Source organism: Mesorhizobium sp. WSM1343, from assembly GCF_055901535.1.
In genome coordinates, this window is the sequence record NZ_CM148370.1 from 2,441,752 (window position 1) to 2,455,707 (window position 13,956).

At 64.3% G+C, this 13,956-nt stretch carries 15 protein-coding genes; 8 read left to right on the plus strand and 7 right to left on the minus strand.

The window, feature by feature from the left end; all coding sequences use genetic code 11:
* Positions 1 to 57 precede the first annotated feature (57 nt).
* Entirely contained in the window at positions 58 to 1,236 is a 1,179-nt protein-coding gene (locus tag AC0NIL_RS11765; protein WP_013530113.1) for an MFS transporter, read from the plus strand.
* A gap of 21 nt (positions 1,237 to 1,257) precedes the next feature.
* Here the strand turns inward: AC0NIL_RS11765 and AC0NIL_RS11770 are convergent, their stop codons facing one another.
* Positions 1,258 to 1,716, minus strand: a complete 459-nt coding sequence (locus AC0NIL_RS11770) for a MarR family winged helix-turn-helix transcriptional regulator (protein WP_024504123.1) — start codon at positions 1,714 to 1,716, stop codon at positions 1,258 to 1,260.
* Between the two features lie 210 nt (positions 1,717 to 1,926).
* Here AC0NIL_RS11770 and AC0NIL_RS11775 point away from each other — a divergent pair, with 210 nt between their 5' ends.
* Positions 1,927 to 2,721 carry an SDR family NAD(P)-dependent oxidoreductase gene (locus tag AC0NIL_RS11775; RefSeq protein ID WP_013530115.1) on the plus strand — a complete coding sequence of 265 codons (795 nt, stop codon included), beginning with the start codon at positions 1,927 to 1,929 and terminating at the stop codon, positions 2,719 to 2,721.
* A 233-nt stretch (positions 2,722 to 2,954) separates the two neighbouring features.
* Here AC0NIL_RS11775 and AC0NIL_RS11780 read toward each other — a convergent pair whose 3' ends face one another.
* Complete coding sequence (locus AC0NIL_RS11780; RefSeq protein ID WP_473574082.1) at positions 2,955 to 3,554, minus strand: LysE family translocator; 600 nt, start codon at positions 3,552 to 3,554, stop codon at positions 2,955 to 2,957.
* A gap of 98 nt (positions 3,555 to 3,652) precedes the next feature.
* On the opposite strand from AC0NIL_RS11780, the gene AC0NIL_RS11785 reads away from it, so the two are divergent.
* Positions 3,653 to 4,522 carry a LysR family transcriptional regulator gene (locus tag AC0NIL_RS11785; RefSeq protein WP_024504120.1) on the plus strand — a complete coding sequence of 290 codons (870 nt, stop codon included), beginning with the start codon at positions 3,653 to 3,655 and terminating at the stop codon, positions 4,520 to 4,522.
* Positions 4,523 to 4,633: 111 nt separating this feature from the next.
* On the opposite strand, the gene AC0NIL_RS11790 is transcribed toward AC0NIL_RS11785, so the two are convergent.
* From AC0NIL_RS11790 to AC0NIL_RS11800, 3 genes are all read right to left on the minus strand, one after another.
* Positions 4,634 to 5,284 (minus strand): dihydrofolate reductase family protein, encoded by a 651-nt coding sequence (locus AC0NIL_RS11790; protein WP_473574081.1) that lies wholly within the window; start codon positions 5,282 to 5,284, stop codon positions 4,634 to 4,636.
* 102 nt (positions 5,285 to 5,386) lie between these two features.
* On the minus strand, positions 5,387 to 6,235 hold the full coding sequence (locus AC0NIL_RS11795; protein ID WP_164919884.1) for a protein-L-isoaspartate O-methyltransferase family protein: 849 nt from the start codon (positions 6,233 to 6,235) through the stop codon (positions 5,387 to 5,389).
* Between the two features lie 87 nt (positions 6,236 to 6,322).
* Positions 6,323 to 7,687, minus strand: a complete 1,365-nt coding sequence (locus tag AC0NIL_RS11800; RefSeq protein WP_013530120.1) for an Nramp family divalent metal transporter — start codon at positions 7,685 to 7,687, stop codon at positions 6,323 to 6,325.
* Between the two features lie 235 nt (positions 7,688 to 7,922).
* On the opposite strand from AC0NIL_RS11800, the gene mntR reads away from it, so the two are divergent.
* The 5 genes from mntR to AC0NIL_RS11825 all read left to right on the plus strand — a co-directional run bounded on the left by mntR (position 7,923) and on the right by AC0NIL_RS11825 (position 12,105).
* A complete protein-coding gene (mntR, locus tag AC0NIL_RS11805) occupies positions 7,923 to 8,372 on the plus strand; it encodes a manganese-binding transcriptional regulator MntR (protein WP_024504117.1) in 450 nt (149 codons plus the stop codon).
* A gap of 89 nt (positions 8,373 to 8,461) precedes the next feature.
* Positions 8,462 to 8,650 carry a hypothetical protein gene (locus AC0NIL_RS11810; protein ID WP_013530122.1) on the plus strand — a complete coding sequence of 63 codons (189 nt, stop codon included), beginning with the start codon at positions 8,462 to 8,464 and terminating at the stop codon, positions 8,648 to 8,650.
* A gap of 198 nt (positions 8,651 to 8,848) precedes the next feature.
* Positions 8,849 to 9,769, plus strand: a complete 921-nt coding sequence (gene ypfJ / locus AC0NIL_RS11815) for a KPN_02809 family neutral zinc metallopeptidase (RefSeq protein ID WP_013530123.1) — start codon at positions 8,849 to 8,851, stop codon at positions 9,767 to 9,769.
* A 156-nt stretch (positions 9,770 to 9,925) separates the two neighbouring features.
* On the plus strand, positions 9,926 to 11,191 hold the full coding sequence (locus AC0NIL_RS11820; RefSeq protein ID WP_027162079.1) for a TCR/Tet family MFS transporter: 1,266 nt from the start codon (positions 9,926 to 9,928) through the stop codon (positions 11,189 to 11,191).
* On the plus strand, positions 11,188 to 12,105 hold the full coding sequence (locus AC0NIL_RS11825) for an aldo/keto reductase (RefSeq protein ID WP_063172883.1): 918 nt from the start codon (positions 11,188 to 11,190) through the stop codon (positions 12,103 to 12,105). The genes AC0NIL_RS11820 and AC0NIL_RS11825 overlap by 4 nt, the downstream gene beginning before the upstream one ends.
* Positions 12,106 to 12,281: 176 nt before the next feature.
* On the opposite strand, the gene AC0NIL_RS11830 is transcribed toward AC0NIL_RS11825, so the two are convergent.
* Positions 12,282 to 12,473, minus strand: a complete 192-nt coding sequence (locus AC0NIL_RS11830) for a hypothetical protein (protein ID WP_063172882.1) — start codon at positions 12,471 to 12,473, stop codon at positions 12,282 to 12,284.
* A 42-nt stretch (positions 12,474 to 12,515) separates the two neighbouring features.
* Positions 12,516 to 13,733, minus strand: coding sequence for a glutamine-hydrolyzing carbamoyl-phosphate synthase small subunit (gene carA / locus AC0NIL_RS11835; RefSeq protein ID WP_013530125.1), 1,218 nt, complete (start codon positions 13,731 to 13,733; stop codon positions 12,516 to 12,518).
* Between the last annotated feature and the right edge of the window lie 223 nt (positions 13,734 to 13,956).

Consider the following 13,956-nt stretch of genomic DNA (forward strand, 5'->3'; position numbering starts at 1 on the left):
CATGATGCCCTGTTATGTCCAATTGTTCAATAACTTTTGAACTAAGGACATCCCGCCATGGACAAGCGCCTCTTCTGGCTCGCGCTCGGATCGTTCACGATCTCGACCGAAGGCTTCGTCATCTCCAGCCTTCTGCCCGACATCGCGGCGGATGCCGGCATCTCCATTCCGCTGGCCGGCACGCTGATTACCGCCTTCGCGCTCGCCTATGCGGTCGGCACGCCGATCCTGGCGACGCTGACCGGCGAATGGGACCGGCGCCGCGTCATCCTGTGGACGCTGGTGTTCTTCGTCATCGGCAACATCGCCGCCGCCTTGAGTTCCTCCTTCGAACTGCTTCTGGTCGCGCGCATCGTCATGGCGCTGTCGTCGGGCCTGTTCGCCGCAACCGCGCAAGGCACGGCGGTGGCGCTGGTCGATGATCATCACCGGGCGCGTGCCATCGCCGTCGTCGTCGGCGGCACCACTGTGGCCGTTGCGCTCGGTGCGCCGCTCGGCGCGCTCGTTGCCACCGTCGCCGGCTGGCGCGGCACCTTCTTTGCCATCGCCGGCCTTGGCGCGCTTGCAGGCGCGATCCTGTGGTACCGGCTGCCGCAGGGCATCGTTGGCACCAGGCTGCCCTTGAAGCGCAGGCTGGCGGCAGCGCTGCGTCCAGGCGTGATGCCGATCCTGTTGACGACAGTGCTGGCGCTGATCGGCGCCTTCACCGTCTTTGCCTATGTCGCGCCGCTTGCCATCGAGGGCGGCGGTCTCAGCCAGATCGCGCTGCCCGGCATGCTGCTCGCCTTCGGCGTCGGCGCCGTCATCGGCAACATTGGCGGCGGCCAGGCCGCCGACCGGTTCGGCGCGACCCGCACCGTCGGCTGGTCGCTGGCGCTGAGTGCAGCCATGCTGGTCTTATTGTCGGTCATCCCGACCTTCCTGCCGCACCATATTGCCGGGCCGGCGCTGATGGCGATGATGGTGCCGTGGGGCATCGTCGGCTGGGCGTTCCCGCCGGCGCAGGCGAGCCGCATCATCAAGCTGGCGCCCGATGCCGCCCCGATCGTGCTGTCGCTCAACGCCTCGGCGCTCTATCTCGGCGTGGCGCTGGGTGCCGTGGTCGGTGGTGCCGTGCTGCGCTACGGCGCGCCGGCCGATCTCGGCCTGGTCGCCGCGATCTTCCCGATCGTCGGGCTTGGCGTCGTGGTCGCCGGCCGCTGGGCGGCTCGGCCTGTAGAAATGCCTGCCGAGTAGAGTCTTTGGCAAACGCTGGCCTTAGGGCGTGGCCGGCGGCAGATCAAAATCCAGCGCGGCGATCTCATCCAGAGCCGCGCGCAAATCTTCGGCCTTGTCCTTGCCGACGACATCCTCGAAACGCTGCTGGGCGATTTGCCACAGTTTCATCGCTTCCTCGATCTTGTCCAGGCCCTTTGGCGTCAGTCGTACACGCTTGACGCGGCGGTCCTCCGGGTCGGCGAAGGTCTCGACATAGCCGTCGCGGATCAGCGGTTTCAGCGTATGGCCGAGCGCCGACAGGTCCATGATCAGCGACGTGGCGATGGCGCCCATCGCCGGCTCATCGCCCATATGGATCTGGTAAAGCAGGCCCTGCTGCGTCGCCTTGAGGCCTGACGGCTCCACCACATCATCATAAAACTTGCCGAGCTTGCGCGCCGCGCGGCGCAGGGCGGCGTTGTTGCAGAGCGTGAGGCCGGGCAGGCTGTCCTTTGACATGATGGTCCCTGGCGCCGGGGAATGAGGCCCGGCTGCTCCCCTCAAATAATCCCCGCCCGTCTCATTGACAAGATAGTGGCATATGCCTACTTCACGATTAGTGGTATATGCCACTAAATCAGATCAAGCGGCTTTCCGACAGCGCGGCAGATGCCACGGTGCCGGGGGTCATTCGAAACGAACAAGATCAGTTGAAGAAGGAACAGGACAATGAGTGGACAGGGCAACAAGGGCACGGCGGTCGTCACCGGTGCTTCGTCGGGCATCGGCGCGGTCTATGCCGACCGGCTGGCGGGGCAGGGCTACGATCTGGTGCTGGTGGCGCGGCGCGCCGACCGGCTGGAGGAACTGGCCGGGAAGCTGCGCCAGACCTATAGCCGCAAGGTCGGCGTGATCAGCGCCGATCTTGCAAACGACGATGATGTGCGCCGCGTCGAGCAAGCTGTAACAGCCGACGAGAGCATCACACTGCTGGTCAACAATGCCGGCATCGGCGGCCAGGCCGTCGTGGCCACCGCCGATGTCGACGCGGCCGAGCGCATGATCAAGGTCAACACCATCGCCTTGACGCGTCTAACCCGCGCCGTGCTGCCGGGGCTTTTGGCACGCAACCGCGGCGGCATCGTCAACATCGCCTCGGTGCTCGCCTTCGACACCTCCTTCGGCGGCATCTACAGCGGCACCAAAGCTTATGTGGTCAACTTCACCGAAGCCCTGCACCGTGAGGTCGAGGGCACCAATGTGAAGGTGCAGGTGGTGCTGCCGGGCGCGACCCGGACCGATTTCTGGGAACTTGCCGGCACCGATATCGCAAACGTTCCGAAGGAGATCATCATGACCGCCGACGACATGGTCGATGCCGCACTTGTCGGCTTGGCCAAAGGCGAGGCGGTCACCGTGCCCGCGCTTGCCGATGCGGCCAAGCTCGACACATTCCTCGGCGCCCGGCAAGCCTTCTACGGCAGCCTGCACGCCGACAAGCCGGCGGCGCGTTACGGGGTTTGACGGTTGAGAGGCTGGTTCGCTTTGCGAACCAGGACCCCAGCCCGCTGCTTCGCAGCGACTTGCCGGGGCGAGCCACGGGTCTGCCCGCCTTCGGACCCCCACAAGGGGGAAGGTTAGGGGCGCGCGCCACCCTCCTTGAGGCTTGGAAAAGGCGCGCTCCCTACCTCCCCCTTGTGGGGAGGTCGGACCGAAGGCCCGGGTGGGGGGCTGGCGCGGGTTTTGGCTTGAGCGCTTTACACCGACCGCCACATCGGAATGATCGAGGCGGCCAGCACCAGCGCCAGCACGACGTTGAGCGCGCGCCATTGCCACTCGGTCTTGAGCAGCCGCGCCAGCACCATGCCGGCCACGCACCACAGTGAAAGCGAGGCGGCGGCCGCGAGGCCGAAAGTGGCGCCGAGCAGCAGCGCGAGCTGCATCGGTCCGCTGGCCAATGCCGCGAACGACGCCGCGGCGCCCAGTCCCATCGCCCATCCCTTCGGGTTCATCCATTGAATGCCGGCGCCGCCGAGAAAGCTGTTCGGCCTGGCCATGGTTACATCCAGATTAGGCGGTCCGCCGCGGCCGATCTTGATCGCCAGCCAGACGAGATAAAGTGAGCCGGTGACCTTCATCGCCAGTTGCAGCGAGGGCACGGCGAGCAGCAGGCCGGCGAGCCCGGCGGCGGCGGCGCTCGTCACCGTGGCGAGGCCGGCGGCGCTGCCGATCAGCAGGGGTACGGAACGGCGAAAGCCGAACTGTGCGCCCGATGCCGTCGACAGGGTCGTGGCGATGCCGGGCGTGGTGGTGGCGACGATGGCAAACAGGATGAGCGGGAAAATGGGCTCGAGCATGCGGCGTCCTCGGTGGGAGGGCTGCCATCGTAGCTGCGCACGAACTTCAGTAAATGCAATGTTTGCTATGGTTGACATTAGCAAGCATAATGCCAACCATGATCCGAAATCTCGACATGGCGCTGATCCGCACCTTTATCACCGTCGCCGACAAGGCCAGCATGACAGCGGCGGCCAATGCACTGCACCTGACGCAAGGTGCTGTCAGCCAGCAGGTCAAACGGCTGGAGGAGGCGTTCGGCTCGAGCCTCTTCGAGCGCGACCGGCGCGGCTTGCGGCTGACGCGCGCCGGTGAACAGCTGTTCGGCAGGGGCAAGCGGCTGCTGGCCTTGAATGACGAGATTTGGGCCGAAATGGCTGGGACACCGGTGGCCGGCCAGGTGCGGCTCGGCGTGCCCTACGACCTTGTCGGCACCTTGCTGGCGCCGGTGCTGAAGACCTATGCCGAGACCTATCCGCAGGTCGAGATATCGCTGGTCTGCGCCTCGTCGCCAGAATTGACTGCTGCCCTTGCGGCCGGGACCATCGACCTTGCCGTGATCGAGGAATGCGCCGGCCCGTCGGCCGGCGAATGCCTCGTCGTTGACCGGCTGGTCTGGGTCGGTGCCAAGGGCGGCGTTGCCCGCGCCAAGCGGCCGCTGCCGGTGTCGATCGTCGCCGACACCTGCGCTTTCCGGCCGGCTGTGCTGGCGGCGCTCGGTGAGCATGGGCTGGAGTGGCGCACCGTGTTCGAGAACGGCAACATCGACGCGACGACCGCGACGGTGCGCTCCGACCTCGCCGTCACCACCTGGCTGGCCTCCACGGTGCCAGCCGATCTCGACATATTGCCATCGGAGTCCGGCCTGCCGCCGCTGCCGAATTTTGCCATCAACCTGCATCTGCCGAGGCATGGGGTAGGGCCCGCGGCGCAGGAATTCGCACGGCATATACGGGAAGGGCTGGCGCGGCGACCAGTCGCTGCTTGAAGCTTCTCAGAACTTGGGTTCCTCTCCCCCGTCGATCGGGGAGAGGTGTCGAGCGAAGCTCGACGGAGTGGGGGTCGATCTTTCATCGTGGGGCGAGGAACCCAGGTCCTGCTACTTCCAGTTCTTCCGCCGCTCGAGCTCGGCTTCCGACGGCTCTCCCGTGACAAACGACCCGACCTTGACCTCGCCCGCGCGTTCGTAGGTCGCCATGATGACGCCGGTGCCGGTTGCCTGCGACTTAATGAGCTTGAAGGCGGCCGGGATCGCGCTGTCGCCGAACAGCCGCTTGCCGTTACCCAGCAACAGCGGGAAGACCATCAGCCGGATCTCGTCGATCAGCCCGTTGGCGAGCAGCGTTTGGATCAGGTTGCCCGATCCCTGGATGAGCAGGTCGGGTCCATCCTCCTGCTTGAGGCGGCGCAACTCCGCAACGATATCAGGCCCGAGCGATTGCGTGTTCTGCCAGGTGAGGGTGTTGGGCCGATGCGTCGCGACATATTTGGTCGCAGGGTTGAAGGCATCCGCGATCGGATCTTTCTGATATGGCCAGTAGGCGGCGAAGATATCGTAGGTCCTGCGGCCGAGAAGCAGGGCGAAAGGCTTGGAGAACAGTTCATCCATCGCCGCGCCCCCCGCCTCGTCGAAGTAATGGAAGGTCCAGCCGCCGAACTTGAAGCCGCCGACCGGATCCTCTTGCGGGCCGCCGGGCGCCTGCATGACGCCGTCGAGGCTGATGAATGTCGCAGAGATGATCTTTCTCATTCCAATGCTCCCGTTCTTCGGTCCACGCCGTCGTGGCGGACTTCAGCCCAAGGACGGGCGACGAGCCACCGGTCCGACAGGACAGGACGAAATTTTGGAAAATCACCGTTGCTTGCGAGGCTCGGTGTGGAGATTTTCCGACGAGAACCAGACATCGCCTGATATGGCGGTGGCGGTGTCGTCCGGCGCCCTGTCCTGCGCCAGCCAGATCGAGCGGCTGCGCGCGGCCTGCTCGCCGGTGGGGATCATCGCCGCGGGGTCCGCGACCGAGGCGCCGACACAGGGAATGAACCACGACCGCATGAACGGATCGCAGGCGAAGCCTTTTTGCGTGCGTGTCACCATCACCGCCAGCGGGACGCGCTCGGCCGGCCGCCAGGGAAAGATCATGCGGCCGCCTGGCCGCAGCGCCTTCAGCCATCCGGCCGGGGGCGCTGCGACCCCGGCATTGACATAGATGATGTCGGATGGCGGCAGGGGCGTCGTCACGGCATCGCCATGTACCACCGTCGCATTGCCATAGGCTTCGAGATTTTGACGCGCCAGATCGGCCAGCTTCTCGTCGAGTTCGAAAGCGGTGACGATGCCGCCTGGCGAAACCAGCCGGGCCAGCACGGCGGTGTAGTAGCCGGTGCCGGCGCCGATATGGCAAACCGCCTCACCGGGTTTCGGTTCAAGCTTTCCAATCCACATGGCGTGCAGGAATGGCTCGCCATTGTTGATGCCCTTGTCGTCGTCGAGCGCCACCAGCACGTTCTGATAGATATGAGCCGGATCGGCGCTCGGTGTTGTGACCTTGCCGTTGCCGGCGACGACCGTCCACGGCCCGGGACCGAGAAACGCTTCGCGCGGCACGTCGGCGAAAGCCGCTTCCAGACGTGGGTCGGGCGAGCCGGCATTGGCGGCCAGCAGCCGCGCGTAGAATTTCCTGATGTCTTCGATCCGGGTCATGATGCCGGAAAACATAGCGCGGATTGCCGATTTGTCGCGAGGCTGCCCCCTGCGCAGAGGGCAGCCGGTTTCCAGGCGAAGCGGAACTCAGCCGACCCCGAACATGGTGTCGTAGAGCAGCTTGAAGTTGAGCACCAGGATGATCGCGGCGACCACCCAGGCAAGGGCTGCGACGCCGCGCGGAATGGCGAGATTGCCCATCTTCTTCTTGTCGGAGACGAACTGCACCAGCGGGACGACCGCGAAGGGCAGTTGCATCGACAGGATGACCTGGCTGAACACCAGCAACTGGCCGGTGCCCTTTTCGCCATAGAGCGCGGTGACGACCACCACCGGGATAATGGCGAGGCCGCGCGTCAGCAGCCGGCGTGCCCAGTTGGGGATGCGCAGGCGCAGGAAGCCTTCCATAACAATCTGGCCGGCGAGCGTGGCCGTCACCGTCGAGTTCAGGCCGGAAGCCAGCAGCGCCACCGCGAACAGGATCGAGGCGATGCCGAGGCCGAGCAGCGGCGACAGCAGCTCGAAGGCCTGGCCGATCTCTGCGACGTCCTGGTGGCCGGTGTTGTGAAAGGCGACCGCGGACACGATCAGGATCGAGGCGTTGACGAACAAAGCCAGCATCAGGGCGATGGTCGAGTCCGTCGTTGCCCATTTGATGGCGTCGCGCTTGCCCTTGTCGGTGCGTTCATAGGCGCGGGTCTGCACGATCGAGGAGTGCAGATAGAGATTATGCGGCATGACGGTGGCGCCGATGATGCCGATGGCGATGTAGAGCATCGCCGGATTGGTGACGATTTCCGACGACGGCACGAACATGGCATGCAGGATCGAACCGGCCGGCGGGGCGGCGACGAAGATCTGGATGGCGAAGCAGCTGAAGATGATGATCAAAAGCGCGATGACGAAGGCTTCGAGATAGCGAAACCCCTTGTTCATCAGGAGCAGCACGAGGAAGGCATCGAGCGCCGTCAGCATGGCGCCGCCGATCAGCGGAATGCCGAACAGAAGCTGCAATGCGATCGCGGTGCCGATGACTTCGGCCAGGTCGCAGGCGATGATGGCCAGCTCGCAGGCGATCCACAGCACGAAGTTCACCGGCCGGGGATAATAGGCCCGGCAGGCTTGGGCGAGATCGCGGCCGGTGGCGATGCCGAGCCGTGCCGCCAGCGCCTGCAAAAGGATCGCCATCAGGTTGGACAGCATGATGATGAACAGCAGCGTGTAACCGAACTGGGCGCCGCCGGCGAGGTCGGTCGCCCAGTTGCCGGGGTCCATATAGCCGACCGAGACCATGTAGCCGGGACCCATGAAGGCGAACAGGCGACGGAACCAGACGCCCGAGTTCGGCACGGCGATAGAGGAATTGACTTCGCGCAGGCTGGGCTGCTCGTCCTCGTCGGGCCTGGCGAACCGCCATGAGGAACGGGAGGCTGTGGCTTCGGCTTCAGACATGAAGGAGGGCTTTCCGCGAGACTGGACGATGTTGGCTTAAGCTATGCCATGGCTCAACATTATGCAATATGCTATATTTCATTGTCGTTGCTTTTTATCCGGCTGGCGGTCATCGGGTGAAACGGCAATCGGAAGCCCCGGTTGCACCTGTTGCGGAATGCAAATAAACGGCCTGAAGAATCAGAGCCCGTGCTATGAAAGCATGGATGGCAAATAGTCCTGGGAGGAGCGCGTATTGGTGCTGAAGAACAGACCAGTTCCGCGCGAGCCGCTGCTCGACGCCGAAATTCATTCGGAGGGCTTCCGGCAGCAGCGCGAAGCGCGCCGCAGTGCGTTGGTCGAGGATTATGTCGAACTGATCGCCGACCTGATCGAAGACGGCAACGAGGCGCGTCAGGTCGACATCGCCGCACGGCTCGGTGTCGCGCAGCCGACAGTGGCCAAGATGCTGACCAGGCTGTGCGCCGACGGTCTGGTGTCGAGAAAACCCTATCGTGGCGTGTTCCTGACCGAAGCCGGCCGCAAAGTCGCGGAGGAAAGCCGCATCCGCCACCAGACGGTGGAAGCTTTCTTGCGCTCGCTCGGTGTCAGTGCGGAGACGGCGCGCATCGATGCCGAGGGCATCGAGCACCATGTCAGCGCCGAGACGCTGGAAGCCTTCCGCAAGGCGATGACGGCGCGCTGAGCGCCAGAGTTCCCGCGTCGCCGGAACCGTCGCACGCCAGACACGTTTGCACCAGATCCGTGCGATTGGCGCGCGAAAGGGAGGAAACGATGGGCATCGAACAAACGCCGGCGGCAAAGGGCAAGCAGGCAGCCGAGGGACTGAAACAGGCGGCGGCCAGGGATGAGCGCAAGACCGAAGCCGAAACCGGCCATCCGCTGAAAAAGGGCGCGGCGCGTTTCGAGGAGCGTTCGAAGAGCTCCGACGGCAAGAGCGCCGGCGCCAAGCAGGAAGATTAGCTCTCTGTCGGGCTTACGTGATCGGCGTAGGCCACGGGGACGATTGCAACGCCGAGCCGCTCGCCACAACGAACTTGGCCGCAAGGCGACCCGTGTGGCCAAAAAGGCCATCGAAAAATGCTGTGACTTGGCGCAACCATTGGGATAATTGTCTGGTGCCCCGGAGCAACGGGGAGGTTTGCTGCACGAGGAGTTGCCATGCTCTGGAAGGGCCGTCGTCAGAGTGACAATATCGAGGACGACCGCAGCGACAGCGGCGGCGGCGGACTCGGCGGCGGCGGTGGCCAGTTCCGCATTCCGATCGGCGGCCGTACCGGTGGCGGCGGCAGCATCTTCCTCGTCATCCTGGTGGTGCTGGCCGGATGGTATTTCGGCTTCGATCCTTCGACGATCCTGGGTGGCGGCGACGGCGGCCTGCTGCCGGGCGGCGGCGGCCAGATCACCGACAACAGCGGCCAGGACAACGGTGCCACACCGGCCAATGACGAGATGAAGCAGTTCGTGGCGACCGTGCTGGCCGAGACCGAGGACACCTGGACCGGCATCTTCAAGTCGCAGGGATTGACCTACGAGGATCCCAAGCTGGTGCTGTTTTCCGGCCAGGTCCGTTCGGCCTGCGGCTTTGCCTCCGCGGCGGCCGGACCGTTCTATTGTCCCGGCGACCACAAGGTCTATCTGGACATGACCTTCTTCCAGCAACTCGACCAGCAGTTCGGCGCTTCGGGCGAATTTGCCCGCGCCTATGTGATCGCGCATGAAATCGGCCATCATGTGCAGAACCTGACCGGCATCATGTCCAAGTTCAACCAGATGCGGCAGAGCATGGGCGAGGTCGAGGCCAACCAGATGTCGGTGCGAATCGAGCTTCAGGCCGACTGCTTTGCCGGTGTGTGGGCCCACTACACCGGACAGAAAGGCATATTGGAGCAGGGCGACATCGAAAGCGCGCTGAACGCCGCCAAGCAGATCGGCGACGACACGCTGCAGAAGAAGATGCAGGGCTATGTCGTGCCGGAAAGCTTCAACCACGGCACCTCGCAGCAGCGGCAGACCTGGCTGGCGCGTGGTTACAAGAGCGGCAAGCTGTCGGATTGCAACACGCTGAGTGGGCCGATCTGACCAGACCGTTGTCGAGCTTCACCTGCCGGCGATGCTGCCGTCAGGTGGTGTCAGGATGAATAGATTCGGCCTGTTCCTGCATTGTTCCTTTCCGCGAGCTCGCCTATAAGGTGCGTCCGCCTGCGCCTGAGGGCGAGCAGAGGAGCTTGATCCTGCATGATCGACCCCAAAACCGCCAGACGGGGCCTTGCGCTCGTCTTCACCACGCTGCTGCTCGACATTATCGGCTTCGGCATGATCATGCCGGTGCTGCCGGCCTATCTCCGGGAATTGACCGGGGTCAGCATCAGCGGCGCGGCGATCGAAGGCGGCTGGCTGTTCTTCGTCTATGCGGCGATGCAGTTCTTCTTCGCGCCGATCATGGGCGGCTTGAGCGACCGGTTCGGGCGGCGGCCGATCCTGCTCGCATCGGTGCTGACCTTCTCCATCGACAATCTGATCTGCGCCGTCGCCTGGTCCTACCCGATGCTGTTCATCGGGCGCGTGCTGGCCGGCATTTCGGGCGCCAGCTATTCGACGACATCGGCCTTCATCGCCGACATCTCGAACGATGACAATCGGGCTAAGAATTTCGGCCTGCTCGGCATCGCATTTGGCGTCGGCTTCGTCATCGGGCCGGTTCTGGGCGGGCTGCTCGGCACGTTCGGGCCGCGCGTGCCGTTCTATTTCGCCGCCGGGCTCGCCTTCGTTAATTTCCTCATCGCGTTGTTTTTCCTGCCGGAAACGCTCGATGACAAGCACCGCCGCCGCTTCGAGTGGAAACGCGCCAACCCGGTCGGCACGCTTCTGCAGATGCGCCAATATCAAGGCATCGGCTGGATCGGGCTTGTCTTCTTCCTGATGACGCTCGGGCATATGATGTATCCGGCGGTCTGGTCGTTCGTCTCCAGCTACCGCTATGGCTGGAGCGAGCAGCAGATCGGCTTCTCGCTCGGCGCCTTTGGCCTGTGCGGCGCGATCGTCATGGCGACGGTGCTGCCGCGCGTCATCCCTAGGCTTGGCGAGTGGAAGACCGCAGTCATCGGCCTGACATTCACGGCAGCCAGCGCCTTCGGCTACGCCTTCGCGTCGCAAGGCTGGATGATCTATGCGGTGATCGTCGTCGGCTGCCTGGAAGCGCTGGCCGACCCGCCGCTGAGGAGCCTCGCCGCCGCCAAGGTGCCGCCTTCGGCGCAAGGCGAACTGCAGGGCGCGATGACCTCGATCTTCTCGATCACCTCGATCATCACGCCGCTGCTCTACACGGCGATCTTTTCCTGGTTCACCGGGCCAAGCGCGCCGGTGACCTTCGGCGGCGCGCCCTATCTGCTGGGAGCGTGCTTCCTGACGCTGGCGGTCATCGTCTTTGTGACGAAAGTTGCGAGGCCGGCAGCGCGCACGAATGTCGCCACCGATGTCGCTGAGGATGGAGCACAGGTGTGAGTCACAGCCGCATTGCGCTCACCAGGGATGGACCATCGCTGTCGCGACTGGTCTTCGGCGCCTCGCGGCTGCTCGGCAGCGCCGCCCGCCCGGATGCCGATCATGTCGCACGGCTGATCGGCACCGCCGTCGATCTCGGACTGACCAGCTTTGACCATGCCGACATCTATGGGCACTATGAGGTTGAAGCGGCCTTCGGCGCCGGGCTGGCGCGCTGGAAAGGCAAGCGCGACGGCATCGAGTTGATCTCGAAGTGCGATATCATGAAGAAAGCGCCAAGCCGGCCGGACAACCGGCTGAAGCATTACGATACCAGTGCCACCCATATCGCAGCCTCCGTCGACCGCTCGCTCGCCAATCTCGGCACCGACTATCTCGACCTGTTGCTGCTGCACCGGCCAGACCCGCTGATGGATGGCGACGAGACGGCGGCAGCCCTTGCCGGGCTGGTCACATCGGGCAGAGTGCGGACGATCGGCGTCTCCAATTTCACGCCGTCGCAGTTCGATTTGCTGGCCTCGCGGATGCCGTTCGCGCTCGCCACCAACCAGATCGAGATGTCGGTGCTGAAGACATCAGCGCTGACCGATGGCAGCCTCGACCACGCGCAGCGCCTTGCCTATGCGCCGATGATCTGGTCGCCGCTCGGGGGCGGCTCGCTGTTCACCTGCAAGGAGGGGCGCGAGGCGCGGGTGCGGACAGCGCTTGCCGAGGTGGCAGCGGAAATCGGTGCCGGCGATCTGGCTGCCGTCGCGATCGCCTGGCTACTGCGCCATCCGGCCCGATTGGTGCCGGTGCTGGGTTCGATGAAGCCGGAAAGGCTGGCGGCCATGGTCAGGGCGCTGGACATCGTGCTCGACCGCCAGCAATGGTTCGCCATCTTGGAGGCCAGCGAAGGTCGGCCGGTGGCGTGAGGGCGAGGCTTGTGCCGCTTGGAGATCTGCCTGCGGCGCTATCGACCATTCGCTTTGCGGAGTCCGCCGTGAATGACGACGGGAGGCAGGTCTCAGCCAAATGTCGAAGTCACGCGATTTGCCTTCGAATGATCAAAGCTTCCTCGTCGAGGATTTAATGCTCAATTCAATCCATTTCACTCGGAATGCCGAATATTGATCTGCGCCAGTTCGGCGTGCGTGAGCCGGCCCCGCAAAATCTCCATGGTCGCGTCAGCGGGCAGTGCTTTTTCGGTTTTCAGCTGAGCCTTGCGTTCGTCGTAGATCGCCACATCTGCGGCGTCTTCAAGGGCTTCTTCAGCGGCATGCAGGTCCGTATTCTTACGCATGTCTTTGCCCCCAAAACTGCGCCGCGCCGTCGCGGCGGTCCGCTAAGCCCGTTCGGCCAGCAATTCCTCACCGCGCTTTTCGCGGATCAAATTGACGAAGCGGCGGAACAGGTAGTGCGAATCCTGCGGGCCGGGCGAAGCCTCGGGGTGATGCTGGACCGAGAACACCGGCCGGCCGGTCAGCGTGATGCCGCAATTCGAACCGTCGAACAGCGAGACGTGGGTTTCCTCGACGCCTGATGGCAGCGAGTCGGCATCCACGGCAAAGCCGTGGTTCATCGAGACGATCTCGACCTTGCCGGTGGTGTGGTCCTTGACCGGATGGTTGGCGCCGTGATGGCCCTGGTGCATCTTGGCGGTCTTGCCGCCCAGCGCCAGCGCCAGCATCTGGTGGCCAAGGCAGATGCCGAACACCGGGATGTCGGTCTTCAGCAGATCCCGGATGACCGGAACGGCATAGTCGCCGGTGGCTTCCGGGTCGCCGGGGCCGTTGGAGAGAAAAATGCCGTCCGGCTGCATGGCGAGGATTTCCTCGGCGCCGGACTTGGCCGGCACCACGGTGACCTTGGCGCCGAGGCCGGCGAGCAGGCGCAAGATGTTGCGTTTGACGCCGTAGTCGATGGCGACGACGTGCATTGTCGGTTCGATCTGTTCGCCAAAGCCTTCGTTCCACACCCAGGGCGTCTCGCGCCAGACCGAGGACTGGCCCGAGGTGACCTCCTTGGCGAGATCCAGCCCGATCAGGCCCGACCATGCGGCGGCGCGGCGCTTCAGATCGTCGATGTCGAACACGCCATCGGGCGCATGCGCGATGACGGCGTTGGGCATGCCCTTTTCACGGATCAGCGCGGTGAGCGCGCGGGTGTCGATGCCCGACAAAGCGACGATGCCGCGCTTCTTCAGCCACTGGTCGAGACCAGTGCCGGCACGGTAGTTGGACGGGTTGGTGACATCGGCCTTGAACACGGCGCCGACGGCGCCGGCGCGGGCGACCGGATTGAGATCCTCGATGTCCTCGTCATTGGTGCCGATGTTGCCGATATGCGGGAAGGTGAAGGTGACGATCTGGCCGGCATAGGACGGATCGGTGAGGATTTCCTGATAGCCGGTCAGCGCCGTGTTGAAGCAGACTTCGGCGACAGCGGAGCCGGTGGCGCCGAGACCGCGACCTTCGATGACGGTGCCGTCGGCCAGCACCAGAAGGGCGGTCGGCTTTTCCGTGGCCCAAGCGGGGGTCAAGGCGGGCGTCATCTCGGCCATGCGGCACTCCTGTCAGGCCGCGCGCTGCAACCGGCCCGGCGGGCCATCTGCGCGGCAAACGGCGCGAAGCGGCGATTTCGCGGCTTCCACGCAGTCAAATTTCCGTTCATGCAAGGCCCAGTACATAGGGGAAGGGGGCAGGGCGGTCAATGATCATGCGAAATGCCGCCATATTTTATTTCGCCTAGCAAAATCAGTGGCTTGCCTCGGCACATCAGAGTTT

Bases quoted from the DNA above. Each gene is read 5' to 3' on its own strand.
- AC0NIL_RS11765 (WP_013530113.1), top strand. From the start codon at position 58: ATGGACAAGCGCCTCTTCTGGCTCGCGCTCGGATCGTTCACGATCTCG.
- AC0NIL_RS11770 (WP_024504123.1), bottom strand. From the start codon at position 1,716: ATGTCAAAGGACAGCCTGCCCGGCCTCACGCTCTGCAACAACGCCGCC.
- AC0NIL_RS11775 (WP_013530115.1), top strand. From the start codon at position 1,927: ATGAGTGGACAGGGCAACAAGGGCACGGCGGTCGTCACCGGTGCTTCG.
- AC0NIL_RS11780 (WP_473574082.1), bottom strand. From the start codon at position 3,554: ATGCTCGAGCCCATTTTCCCGCTCATCCTGTTTGCCATCGTCGCCACC.
- AC0NIL_RS11785 (WP_024504120.1), top strand. From the start codon at position 3,653: ATGATCCGAAATCTCGACATGGCGCTGATCCGCACCTTTATCACCGTC.
- AC0NIL_RS11790 (WP_473574081.1), bottom strand. From the start codon at position 5,284: ATGAGAAAGATCATCTCTGCGACATTCATCAGCCTCGACGGCGTCATG.
- AC0NIL_RS11795 (WP_164919884.1), bottom strand. From the start codon at position 6,235: ATGACCCGGATCGAAGACATCAGGAAATTCTACGCGCGGCTGCTGGCC.
- AC0NIL_RS11800 (WP_013530120.1), bottom strand. From the start codon at position 7,687: ATGTCTGAAGCCGAAGCCACAGCCTCCCGTTCCTCATGGCGGTTCGCC.
- AC0NIL_RS11810 (WP_013530122.1), top strand. From the start codon at position 8,462: ATGGGCATCGAACAAACGCCGGCGGCAAAGGGCAAGCAGGCAGCCGAG.
- ypfJ (WP_013530123.1), top strand. From the start codon at position 8,849: ATGCTCTGGAAGGGCCGTCGTCAGAGTGACAATATCGAGGACGACCGC.
- AC0NIL_RS11820 (WP_027162079.1), top strand. From the start codon at position 9,926: ATGATCGACCCCAAAACCGCCAGACGGGGCCTTGCGCTCGTCTTCACC.
- AC0NIL_RS11830 (WP_063172882.1), bottom strand. From the start codon at position 12,473: ATGCGTAAGAATACGGACCTGCATGCCGCTGAAGAAGCCCTTGAAGAC.
- carA (WP_013530125.1), bottom strand. From the start codon at position 13,733: ATGGCCGAGATGACGCCCGCCTTGACCCCCGCTTGGGCCACGGAAAAG.